Below are 12807 nucleotides of genomic sequence, written 5' to 3' on the forward strand. Positions count from 1 at the left end.
GAGCGACGTCGTTCATGCTCGGGCCTCCTCCATGTCCGCCGTACCGGACGCGGCCGTCCAGGCCACGACGTGTCCTTCGAGTTCGCGGGTCTCCACCGTGGTGACCGTGCCGTCCGCCGCGATCAGGAGCCGTTCGGCGTCGGCGACGGTCACGACCAGTTCGAGGCGGGCGGATCCGGTGCCCTTTCCCCGCAGCACCGCCTGCAACACCGCCTGCTTGGCCGCGCGGATCCGCGCGCCCTCCCCGTTCGGGGCGAGCCCGATGCCGGCCGGTTCGCGGCCGGGTCTGACCAGGGCCACGCCCAGGTCGGCGTCCGAGGCGATCGAGAGGGTGAGCGGCTCCTCGAACGGCCCCGTCACGACCGGCCCGTCCCGGACGGCGAGTTCGGCGGGGAACAGCGGCCCCTGCCCTTCGCGCCACAGGTGGTCGCGGACGGCGTCCTTGGCCGCGATCCGTCCGAGCAGCCACGGCCCCTGCGCGAACGGCGGCAGGGCCTCGTACTCGGCGCGCTCGGCGGCGCAGAGGTACTGGCGCATCAGCAGGTCGCGGGACGCCGTTCCGTCCCACCGTTTGCGGGCCAGGCACCAGCCGCCGGGTTGCGGCTCCCCCGTTCCGGACACCTCGGGGGTGAACTTCATCCGCCAGAGCGCCTCGTCGGTGTAGAAGCGGTGGGTCGTCCATCCGTCGACGCGCCCCCACACCGTTCCGTTCTCCGTCACCATCTCCGCTGAGCAGCGCATGGTGGTGTCGGTGAGGGACTGGTTCCAGATCGTCGTGTCCAGGTCTTCCCCAGGAGACGGCGTGGGCCCGTAGAGCGCGACCCGTTCGATCCCTACGGGGAAGACGGTCTGGTTGGTGTCGCCGTACACCTGGATCCAGTGGGCGCAGAGCTGCCCCGCGCCGTCCATGAGCGCGCCCGGCGTGGGCAGCGAGGTCAGGACGGCTCGCACGCCGTCCTCCGCGAGCGCAGTGATCCCAGTGACGCCGCGGAAGAGCGGGCCGTGGTGCATCCAGCGTTCCTCGTAGAGCCGTTCTGCGGTGACGATGGGCGGCCCCTCGATGCTCAGCGGCGTGCGGTCCGGCAGGGGCGGCGCCGGGTAGCGCTCGGCGAGCAGGACCGTCCCGTCGGCGTGGCCGTTGACGACGACCTTCACCTTGCGCGGCCGTCCGGCCGACTCGATGAGGTAGGCGCGGATGTCGGCGCCGGTCGCCGGAGCCGCGACGAGCCAGCGGACCGCGCGGACGTTCTCGAACCCGACGACCACCATGTCGGGCAGCAGCTCGCGCGCCGTGTCGGCCATGACCTCCAGCAGCCCCGCCAGCGGAACGATCGGGAATCTGTCCGACATGTCCGGCCAGTCGGGTGGCTGCGGGACGAGGCAGTGGTCGCGGAGCCACGGCATCGACTCGACCGAGAAGACGCGGGAGACGTTCAGCTCGGCGGCCACCGGCGAGACGTCCTCGCCCGGGACGGGCGGGAGCGGGGATCCGCCGCCGAGCGCCTCCAGGACCGACTGCGCCCCGCTCGTCGCGTCGTCGAGCAGGGCCTCCAGCTCGGCCAGCACGGGGTCGTCCGTCGGCAGCGGCGGCAGTCCCCGGCCGAGCCGGAGGGGCTCCACGGCCCCGTCCAGCCGGACCAGCGGCGTCCCGAGGTCCAGGCGCATGCCCGCCGCGGAGGGCGGGGACGGCGAGGACGCGCCGTAGCCCTCGGTCCACAGCGCGGCGACGACACGGCGGAGCTGGGCCATCCCGTCGCGCTTCGGCACGTTGACGGCCATCGCGAGATGCTCGCGGCCGCCGAGGCGGTCGGCGACGAACTCGGTGAGGCCCCCCGGCCCGACCTGCACGAACGCCCGCACGTGCGCCGCGCCGTACAGCTCCTCGACCAGCTCGCTGAACCGGACGGGTTCGAGCAGGTGGCGCGCGACCAGCTCGCGCACCTCGGCGGGGCCGCGCGGGAACGGCGCGACCGTCGTCGCCGACCACAGCGGGACGCGCGGCTCGCGGATCTCCAGCGCCTCGAACGAGCGCCGCACCTGCTTCTCGTACGCCTCGGCGAGCGGGGTGTGGAACCCCGACCGGAACGGCAGTTCCCGGCCGAGCACCCCTTCGGAGGCGAGCCGGCCCAGGACCTCGCGGACCTCCCCGGCCGGACCGCAGACCACCGACTGGTGCGGGCAGTTGTCGTGGCTGACGACGACGCCGGACCGCGCGCCCAACGCCTCCCGCGCCCGGGCCGCGCCGCAGCCGAGCGCCGCGTACGCGACGTCGGGGACGTCCAGCGCCTCGCCGTCGAGGGCGCCGAGGAGCGCCTCGACCGCGTCCGGGTCGCAGACCCCGGCGGCGGTCATCGCCGTCCACTCGCCGAGGCTGTGTCCCGCCGCGACGTCGGGCTCGACGCCGAGCCGGCCGAGGGCCGCGGTCAGCAGCCGCCCGGCGCGGAGCACGTCGGCGGCGTGCCCGACCAGGTCCGTGCGGCCGGTCAGCTCGGGCGCCGGCATGCCGAAGTGCGCGGCGACGTCGTCCACGTGCGGGTCGAAGGCGGCCTCGAACCCGGGGTACAGGAACGCCAGCCGCCCGCCGTCCGCGAGGAGGGGGCGGGGCGAGAACCACACGTCGCTGCGGCCCCGCCAGGCGGTTCCGCGCTGGACGAGGGCGCGCGCCAGGTCGAGCCTGCGCGGCGTGGGGCCGACGATGGCGAGACGGCACGGAAGGTCGGGGACGTCGTCGCGGACCCTGGCGAGAAGCTCCTCGTCGGAGGCGGCCAGGGCCTCGGACAGTTCCTCGGTCGTGCGTGCGGCCAGCCGCAGGACGCCCTCGTCCGACGGCGGCGCGTCGAGCCTGCGCCGCCGGGGCCTGCGGGCGGCGGGCGGCTCCTCCATGACCACGTGCGCGTTGGCGCCGCCGAACCCGAACGCGTTGACCGCCGCCCTGCGGGGGCCGCCTTCCCGGGCCCACTCCGCGGCCTCCCGGACGAGCCTCAGCCTCCCGCCGTCCAGGGCCGGATGCGGGTCGTCGACGTGCAGCGTCGGCGGCAGGACGCCGTCGCGCAGCGCGAACGCGGCCTTGAGCAGCCCGGCGATCCCGGCGGCCGGCATCGCGTGCCCGATCATCGACTTGACCGTGCCGAGGCCGATCGGCGGGCCGGCCGTGCCGAAGACCCGGCGCAGCGTCGCCAGCTCCGCCTCGTCGCCCGCCGGAGCACCGGTGCCGTGCGCCTCGATCAGCCCCACCGCGCCGGGCGCGGCCGGGTCCAGGCCCGCGTCCCGCCATGCCCGCTCGACCGCGAGGATCTGCCCGTCCACCAGCGGGCTCATGATGCTCGCGGCGCGGCCGTCGCTGGACGATCCGGCGCCCAGGATCACCGCGTGGACGCGGTCCCCGGCCCGCCGGGCATCCGACAGCCGCTTGAGCAGGACGACGCCCGTCCCCTCCGACAGGAGCGTCCCGTCGGCCTCCCGGTCGAACGGCCGGATCGTCTCGGTCGGGCTCAGCGCGCGGAGCCGGTTGAAGACGCTCCACACGGTGGCGTGGTGCGCGTGGTGGACGCCGCCCGCCAGCATCGCGTCGGCCTGCCCGCCGCGCAGCGCCCGCACGGCGTGCTCGACCGCGAGCAGCGACGACGCGCACGCCGCGTCCAGCGTGTAGGCGGGGCCGCGCAGGTCGAACCGGTCGGCGATGCGGGCCGCGGCGAAGCTCGGCAGCAGCCCGGCCGAGGCGTCCGGCTCGTCCGGGCCCAGCCGGTCGCAGAACGCCCGGCGGATCTCCGCCAGGCGCCGCGGCCCGAGCTCGGGCACCAGCTCGCCGATGATCCCGGCGACCTGGTGGGAGGTCCTGACCCGCTGGTCGAACCGCGCCACGCCCGAGGTGAGGTAACCGCCGCGCCCGATGACGACGCCGATCCGGGACCGGTCGGGCAGCCGCTCGGCGCCGCCCCCGTCCGCGATCGCGTCCCCGGCCGCGCGCAGTGCCAGCAGGTGGTCGGGCTCCATGCCCCGCACCGCCGCCGGCACGATCCCGAACCTGGCCGGGTCGATGGTGGCCAGCTCGTCGACGAATCCGCCGCGCCGGCAGTAGAACCGGTCGCTCTCCGGCTCCCGCCCGTACGCGCCGGGGTCGTAGTAGAGCGCCGGATCCCAGCGGCCGGGCGGCACGTCGCCGATCGCGTCGACCCCGTCGAGGACGTTGCGCCACAGCTCGGCCGCCGAGCCCGCGCCGGGGAACACCGCTCCGGCCCCGACGATCGCGATCGGCTCCGCCGCCCCGCTCACCGGACGGCCCCGGTCAGCACGAGCCGTGTCTCGTCCCCGTGCGCGATCTCCCTGAGCAGGGCGGCCGCCCCGGCGTCCGGGTCGATCGGCAGGGCGCCGCGCCGCGCGTACTCGCGCGCCTGCTCGGACGGCACCGCGCCGCCGCCCGCCCAGGGGCCCCACTCCGCGACGAGCACCCGCCCGCGCAGCCGCCTCCGCCACACGTGCGCGAGCGTGCCGCACGCGTCGCCGGCCGCCGCGCCGCCGGCCTGCCCGCGGTCACCGTGCAGGCCGGCGATGCCGCCGAAGACGACGAAGAACCCGAGGCCGGGGCGGACCGCCTGGACGAGCGCGGCGGCGCCGTCCACCTTCGTCCGGTACGCCCGCGCGAACGACTCGGGCGAGGTGTCGCGGATGAGGCGGTCCTCGGCGAGACCGGCGCCGTGGACGACGCCGTCCAGCCGCCGGTGCCTCCGGTAGACGTCGTCCACCACGGCCCGCACGGAGCCCGGCTTCCGCACGTCCGCCGCGTGGTACCGCACGGAGGCGGCGTGCCCGCCCAGGGCCGCGAGGGTCCGGCGGATCTCGCGCTCGGCGAGCAGCCTGCGGACCGTCGCCTCGATCTCGGCGGGCTGCTCCTCGCCGTGCGCCACGAGCGCCCGGCGCAGCCCGGCCTCGTCATCGGCGTCGGGGAACTCCGGCTCCCCCACCGGCTCGGGGGTGCGGCCCACCAGCTCGATGTGGCAGCCGCTCGTCCGGGCGAACTCCAACGCGACCCGCGCGGTGATGCCCCGCGCGCCACCGGTCAGCAGGACGACGCCGTCGGGTCCGAGGTCCGGGACGCTCGCCGCGTCCCCGCCGGGCGGTCCGGCGGGGATCAGGTCCAGGGCGTTGCGCCGGCCGCCCTCGTGCCCGACCACGACCGGCGCCTCGGCGGTCAGCAGCTCGGCCAGGATCCGCTGCGCGATCGCGCGCGGGGTGTCCTTGGTGTCGACGTCCAGCGCCCGGACGAGCGCCTCCGGGTACTCCCGCGCGATGGTCCGGGCCAGCCCTCCGAGGCCCGCTCCCGGTCCCGGGTCCCCGACGGCGCCCCCGTCGAACCGGCGCCCGAACGTCCCGCCGGCGCCGCTCGCGAAGACCAGCCACCGCAACCCGCCGGCCAGCGCCTGCCGGACGCCCCCGAACGCCTCCGGCAGCACCCGCACGGCTCCCGGCCGCAGCGCCGCCAGATGGACGAGCCCGTCGCAGGGCCCGTCGACGTCCGGCGGGACGCGCACCTGCGCGCCGTGCCGCTCCAGCAGGTCGGCCAGTTCGAGCGCGACGCCGCACGCGTCGTCCACGATCAGGAACCGCCTGCCCGCGAACGCCGCCCCGGACTCCGGCGGCACGGGCAGCGCGTCCAGCTCCACGATCCTCGGGACCTGCCGTGCCACCCGCGGTGCGGGACGGCCGCCGGACAGCTCCGCGGCCCCGACGTGGGCGGTGGCCCGCGGCACGGCGGGTTCGGGAACGGCGGGCTCCGGGACGGCGGGTTCCGGGACGGCGGGCTCGGGGACGGTGGGGCGCGGCGGCTCCGCGGGGACGTCCTCGCGGCGGTCGCCGGTGCGGGCGCGGATCACGGCGTGGGCGGCGTGCGCGTCCCGCGGGTCGTCGCCGGCCGGCCGCTCCACCGGCGGCTCGCCGCTCCGCAGAGTCTCGCCCGGCAGGACGGGACGGGGCGCGGGGACGGACCGCGCCGCCGCGTCCCGTCCCGCCGGGGCCGGGGCCGCGAGGTGCCGCAGCACCACCTCGCGCTGCGCGGCGATCACCTCGCGGCTCGCGCGCAGGTACTCCAGGACGGCGGCCTCCGAGCCGCCCGGGCCGGGGCCCTCGATGCGCTCGGCGGGCCGGAGCGCGCCCGCCGGATACCCGCCGTCGGCGGTGCGGACGCGATGGCCGTTGACGATCCACCCGGGCGCCGGGGCGGGCTCGCCTGGGAGCAGGCGCGCGTCGCGCCCGGCGAACAGGGGCAGCGGGTCGACCGGGACGCCCGCGGCGGCCAGTTCGGCGAGGGCGCGCAGCAGCCCCGCCAGGGCGTTGCCGCCGGGCGCGTCGCAACTCACGGCGGTGTGCGGGCGGTCTCCGAGGATCGCCGCGACGTGGCCGGCGAGGACCCGTCCCGGGCCCGCCTCGACGAAGGTTCGGGCACCCGCCGCGTACATCGCCTCGATCTGCTCGACGAACCGGACGGGCGCGGCGAGCTGCCCCGCGAGGGTGGCGGCCAGCTCGGACGGGTCGGTGTCGTAGGGCGCCGCCGTCGCGTTCGACCAGACGGGGAACGCGGGCGAGCGCAGGTCGCGGCCGAGCAGTTCCGCGCGCAGGCCCGCCGACGCGGCGGCGACGAGCGGGCTGTGGAACGCGCACGCGGCCGGGATCCGCTCGGCGCGCAGGCCCGCCTCCGCCAGGACGCCCAGCGCGCGGTCCACGCCCGCGGAGGTCCCGGCGATCATGACGTGGCGGGGCGCGTCGTGGTGGGTCACGGTGACGTCGCCGATCTCGGCCAGCGCGGCGCGCACCCGGTCCGGCGTCGCGCCCACCGCCGCCATCGCGCCCGGGTCGGCCCCGGCCGCCGACAGGATCGCCTCTGCGCGCGCGGCGCTCAGGCCGATCATGTCGGCGTCGTCGAACACGCCGGCGGCGCAGAGCGCGACGAGCTCGCCGCAGCCGTGCCCGGCGGCGAGGTCCGGGTGCACGCCGACCGCGGTCAGCAGCCGGTGGACGGCCAGCCCGGCGATGCCGAGGGCGGGCTGCGCGGCCCGCGTGTCGGCGATCTCCGCCCGGTGGCGGCGGGACTCCGACCGGGTGAACGCCGCGGGCGGGAACATCGCGCCCGCGTACCGTCCGCCGGCGTGCCGCAGCAGGCGCTGGAGGCGGGGGAAGGCGACGAAGAGGTCCGCGAGCATGCCCGGTCGCTGACTGCCCTGGCCCGGGAAGAGGAACGCGACCTGCCCCGGCTCGCCGGAGGCCGGGAAGACGCCCGGCGCCGGGCGGAACGCGGCCGCCTGCGCGAGTTTGCCCCTGAGGTCGTCCAGGTCCGAGGCCACCAGTGCCACCTGCACCGGGCCTTCGAACGAGGCGGCGGTCCTGGCGAGGTCACGCAACCGGGGCTCGCCGGGCAGCAGCGCCGAAAGCCGGTCGATCCCGGCGCGGGCGGCGGAACGGTCGGCTCCGCGGACCAGGAACAGCTCGGCCGGCCATTCGTCGAGCCCGGACACCGGCTCGGGAGCGCCGTCGTAGCCGGACAGGACGGCGTGGAAGTTCGCGCCGCCGACGCCGAAGCCGCTCAGCCCCGCATACCGTTCGCCCGGTTCGGCGGCCCACGGCCGGGCGCCGCCGCCGAACGCGAACGGGCCGTCCGGCGTCCACTCCGCGTTCGGCCGGGCGAGGTGCAGCGTCCCCGGGAGCACGCCCGTGTGCAGCGCGTACGCGGTCTTGATGAGGCCGGCGACGCCCGCGGCGCACCTGGTGTGCCCGATCTGCGACTTCACCGACCCGAGCGCGACGCTCCCCGGCGCGGCCCCGGCGAACACCGACGCGAGGGTCGCCAGCTCCGTCCTGTCGTCCGCCTCGGCTCCGGCGCCGTGCGCCTCGACGAGCCCCACGGAGGCGGGTGACACGCCCGCGCGCTCGTAGGCGCGTTCCAGGGCGCGGCGCTGCCCTTCGGAACGGGGCGAGGCGAGGTCGGGGGTGCGGCCGTCGCCGGCCCCGGCGACCGACTTGACCACCGCGTAGATCCGGTCGCCGTCGCGTTCGGCGTCCGCGAGGCGCTTGAGGACCACGCATCCGACGCCCTCGCCGAGCGCGACGCCGTCGGCGGACGAGTCGAACGCCGCGCAGCGCCCGGACGGGGACAGCGCCCCCGCCGAGGCGAGCAGCAGGTGGTCCTGGACGCCGGCGCGCAGGTCGGCGCCGCCGCACAGCACCATGTCGCTGGTCCCGGCGGCGAGCTCCTTGCAGGCGGCGTCGAGCGCGGCCAGCGACGAGGCGCCCGCGGCGTCCACCGTGTGGTGCGCGCCGCCGAGGTCGAGCCGGTCCGCGATCCGGCCGGCGATGACGTTGGTGAGGACGCCGGGAAGGGAGCCCCCGGCCGGGCGCGGCAGCCGTTCGTCCAGCCCCGGGGGCACCTCGCCGTAGTAGGACGGGAGCGTCGCGCGCATCGCGTAGGCGGCGCCGAGATCGCCGCCACCGGCCGCGCCGAAGACCACCGACGTCCGTGAGCGGTCGAACGGGCGGTCGGCGTACCCGGCGTCCGCCAGCGCACGGGACGCGACCTCCAGTGACAGCAGCTGGACGGGGTCGACGCCGCCGAGCGCGCCGGGCGGGATGCCGTGGGCGAGCGCGTCGAACGGGACGTCGGGGATGAAGCCGCCCCACTTCGACGGCGTCGCGCCCTCCCCGGACGGCGAGTAGTGGATCTCCGCGTCCCAGCGGGTGACCTCGGTGACCGCGTCGACGCCGCCGATGATGTTCGCCCAGTACCGCCCGGCGTCGCGGGCCCCCGGGAAGACGCAGCCCATGCCGACGACCGCGATGTCGGCCGGGCGGGCACCGCCCGCGGCCGCCGCGGATCCGGCCGCGCCCAGCTCGGCCGCGCGGGCGGCCAGGAAGGCGGTCGCGCCGGAGGTGACCTGCTCGTGCAGGTCGGCGATGCGGGTCGTGGCCGACCGCAGCGCGGCGACCTGCCCGATCATGAAGAGGCCGTCGGCGCGCTGGACGTCGGCGTCCACCGGGGCGCCGCGGCGCAGGCCCTTGCTCGCGACGCGCAGGCGCCCGAGGTTCAGCTTCTCCAGGCGGCGCCACACCTCCCGCCGCGGCGTGCCGACCTGCTCCAGCTCGCGGCGGGTCTCCTCGAACGTCCGGACGTAGGGGGTGCGGGCGCAGCGGGTCGCGAGGCCGGGCGCGGTCTCCAGCAGGGCCGTCCCGGCGCAGCCGAGCGCGACGTCCTGGAAGCCCGGCAGGATCGCCCCGGCCGCGACCGCCTCGGCGGTGAACAGGTACGCGGTGCCCATCAGCACGCGGACGTCTGCGCCGCGCTCGGCCAGCGGCCCGGCGAGCGCGGCGACCATCGCGGCGGACCGCGCGTCGTGCACGCCGCCCGCGAACATCACCGACAGCTCGCGCGGGTCGCCGCCGAACGCCGCCAGCCGCTCGACCTGCGCGTCCCAGAGGGGGAAGCTCGCGCGCGGCCCGACATGTCCGCCGCACTCCCCGCCCTCGAACACGAACCTGCGGGCGCCCTCGGCCAGGAACCGGTCCAGCAGCTCCGGGGACCGGACGTGCAGGTACGTACTGATCCCGGCGGCCTCCAGCGGCTCGGCCTGCGCCGGGCCGCCGCCCGCGACGATCGCGTAGGGCGGGGCGGCCTCGCGGATCGCGGCGAGCTGGGCCTCGCGCAGCTCGGGCGGGGCGATCCCGAGGACGCCGACGCCCCAGGGGCGCCCGCCGAGCCGGTCGGCCGTCTCGCGCAGCATCTCCCGCACCCGGCCGGGGTCGGTCAGGGCGAGCGCGAGGAACGGCAGGCCGCCGTCCTGCGCGACCGCGCCGGCGAACGCGGAGGTGTCGCTGACCTGCGTCATGGGGCCCTGCACGACGGCCGGTTCGGAACGCGGCGCGAGCGGCTCGGACCGCACGGCGGCCCGCAGGTGCAGGTCGATCTGCTCCCGGACGGCCCGCACCACTCCCCCGGCGGTCTTGTACCGCCCGGCGAGCGCGGCGGCGAGCGGCGCGTCCTGCCCGACGGGCAGCGGAGGCCGCCCGTCCTCCGGTGCGCCGGGCCCCTGGTGGACGCGGTGCCCGTCGACGACCGCCGTCTCGGTGCCGTCCATCGCCGCCAGCCTGGCCGCGATGTCGGCCGGCGTCTCCGTCTCCCGGACCAGCGCGAGCTGGACGTCCAGGACGACCCCGGCCGCGCCCCCGGCCACCGCCGCCGCGGCGGAGTGCGGCCCGATCCCGCCCGCCGCGTACACCGGGACGGCCCTGTCCGCCAGGAGATCCATGTCCCCAAGGAGGTGCTGCAGCAGCACGAACGTGGTCAGCTCGCCGACGCGCCCGCCCGCCTCGCGGCCCCGTGCGACGAGCCCCACGTCGTCGGTGATCTCCCGGGCGGCGGCGATCGCGGCGGCGGCCTCGTCCGGGCCCACGACCTCCACCAGCAGGCGGCGCCCGCGGGCGAACCCGGCGACGCCGGTTCCCAGGACGGGCGCGTCGACCAGGACGGTCGCGGCGGCACCGGGGAGCTCGTCCGGCCGGATCCGGCATCCGGCGGGCACGCGGACGCCGAACGGGCCCGCCCACCAGCGGCCGACGTCGGCGAGGGCGGCGAGCGCGGGCGCCCGGTCGGCGCCGAGGTCGAGCACGCCGGTGCCGCCCGCGCGGGCGACGGCGACGGCGAGATGGGGCGCCGGCCGGCCGAACGGGGCGACCCCGATGATCTCGATCGGGGGCCGCTCGAACCGGCCTCCGTCCCGCCCGCTCCTGACCGCCATGCACAGCCCCCCGACGTCCCGCGCGGCCCGGCGCGTGACCGGCGCGGCTCGCAGCAACGGTGCGCAACACTACGGTCGGCGACGCCGGGATCACGGAGGCGACACACCCGGGAACGCGTTGATGGCGGCACGGCTAAGGAGATTGGAACGTCCCTTGACGCGCGGCGGGGTCCGGAGGTGGCCCCGGCCCGGGTCTCGCCCCGGCGCGGCCACATCGCGCATAATGGCGATCACAGTCCGTGGCGGTGTGCCGCGGACGGGCCAGGCGGGGGCGCGATGGCGACGCTGAATCCGGCGACGGGACGGTTCCGCCTCCCGGCGCGGCGGCGGGAGGAGGCGGGAGGCGGCCCGGACCCCGTGCGGGCCGCCCTCGCCCCCCTGCTCGCCGCCCATCGCGCCGCCCACCCGGGCGGCCCCCTCCCGGGGGCCGCCGAGGCCGAACTGCTGCGCGGGTACGCGGTGGCCGAGCGCATGCACCGCGGGCAGCTCCGCAAGTCCGGCGCCCCGTACATCACCCATCCGCTGGCCGTCGCGCTGATCCTCGCCGGCATGGGGCTGGACACCACGACCCTGGTCGCCGCGCTCCTGCACGACACCGTCGAGGACACCCCGTACACGCTCGGGGAGGTCCGCGCCGACTTCGGCGACGAGATCGCGGTGCTGGTGGACGGCGTCACCAAGCTGGACGGCAGCCGCTGGGGCGACCGCGCCGAGGCCGAGACGTTCCGCAAGATCGTGCTGGCCGCGGCGGCCGACCTGCGCGTCCTGGTGATCAAGCTGGCGGACCGGCTGCACAACCTGCGGACGCTGCGCCACCAGCCCGAGCACAAGCGCGCCCCCTACGCCCAGGCGTCCCACGAGCTGCTGGTCCCGTTCGCCGAGCGGCTCGGCATCCACGTCCTGAAGCGGGAGATGGACGATCTCGCCTTCGCCGCCAGCGACCCGCGGGCGCACGAGGCGACGCGGCGCGCCGTCCGGGCGGCGCTGAGCGGGGCGGGGCGGACGTTCGGGCCCGCGACGGCGCTGCTGCGCCCCTCGCTCGCCGAGCACCGGGTCAGGGCGCGGGTGGAGGTCAGGCCGTCGCACCTGTACGCGGTGCACCAGTCGTTCGGCGGCGGCCTGGCCGGGCTCCGGCCGTGCGAGGCGGCGCGGCTCCTGCTGGTGGTGGACGGCGCCGAGAGCGACTGCTACATCGCGCTCGGGGCCGTGCACGCCGCGCTGCACCCGGTGGCCGGGCGGGTCCGCGACTTCATCGCGACGCCGAAGGACAACCTGTACCGGTCGCTGCACACCCGGGTGATCAGCCCGGACGGCGATCCGTTCGAGGTGATCATCCGCAGCGAGGCGATGCACCCGGTCGCCGAGTACGGCATCGTCGCGCACATCAGGGACGCGGGCCGCGACACCGGCCCCACCGTCGCCGAGCGCCGCGACCTGGTGTGGCTGAGCCGGCTGCTGGCCTGGCAGTCCGACTCGCCGTCCGCCGTGTTCCTGGACCGGCTGCGCGCGGACCTCGCCGCCGGCAACGTCGCCGCGTTCACCACCCGCGGCGACATCGTCCCGCTGCCCGCGGGCGCGACCGCGCTCGACTTCGCCTACGCGCTCGGCGCCGGCACCGGCGACCGCTGCATCGGCGCCGTCGTCAACGGCCGGCTCGCGCCCATGTCGGTGCAGATCCGCAGCGGCAACGTCGTGCAGATCCTCACCGACCCGGCCGGATCCCCGTCCGAGGACTGGCTCGGCTTCGTCGTGTCGGTGCCCGCCCGCGTCCACATCCAGCAGCGGCTCGCGCTGCGCCGCGCCGAGGAGGACGCCGAGGCCGGCCGGCGCCGCCTCGTCCAGGCGCTGGCGGCGCGCGAGGTCGACCTGCTCGCCGCCGAGGCGCGCGGCGACTCCCTGGCCGTCGCCCGCGACCTCGGCTACGGCGACGTCGACGCGATGTACGCGGCGCTCGCCACCGGCGCCCTCGGCCTCGACGACCTTCTGGCCCGGTTCGTCCGGCCCTGAACCGCCGATTACGCTGGTCCCGTGG

3 protein-coding genes are annotated in these 12807 nt (G+C 77.3%); 1 reads left to right on the top strand and 2 read right to left on the bottom strand.

All coding sequences use genetic code 11. The features are described 5' to 3' along the window. Positions 1-12: 12 nt before the first annotated feature. On the bottom strand, positions 13-4272 hold the full coding sequence (locus BJ999_RS43770) for a beta-ketoacyl synthase N-terminal-like domain-containing protein (protein WP_179836418.1): 4260 nt from the start codon (positions 4270-4272) through the stop codon (positions 13-15). Continuing rightward, entirely contained in the window at positions 4269-10775 is a 6507-nt protein-coding gene (locus BJ999_RS30300) for a type I polyketide synthase (RefSeq protein WP_179836419.1), read from the bottom strand. Before BJ999_RS30300 ends, BJ999_RS43770 begins: the two co-directional genes overlap by 4 nt. Before the next feature lie 276 nt (positions 10776-11051). Between BJ999_RS30300 and BJ999_RS30305 the strand changes: the two genes are divergently transcribed. Beyond that, positions 11052-12782 carry a RelA/SpoT family protein gene (locus BJ999_RS30305; protein WP_179836420.1) on the top strand — a complete coding sequence of 577 codons (1731 nt, stop codon included), beginning with the start codon at positions 11052-11054 and terminating at the stop codon, positions 12780-12782. The last annotated feature ends 25 nt before the right edge of the window (positions 12783-12807 follow it).

The organism is Actinomadura citrea, assembly GCF_013409045.1.
Classification (GTDB): domain Bacteria; phylum Actinomycetota; class Actinomycetes; order Streptosporangiales; family Streptosporangiaceae; genus Spirillospora; species Spirillospora citrea.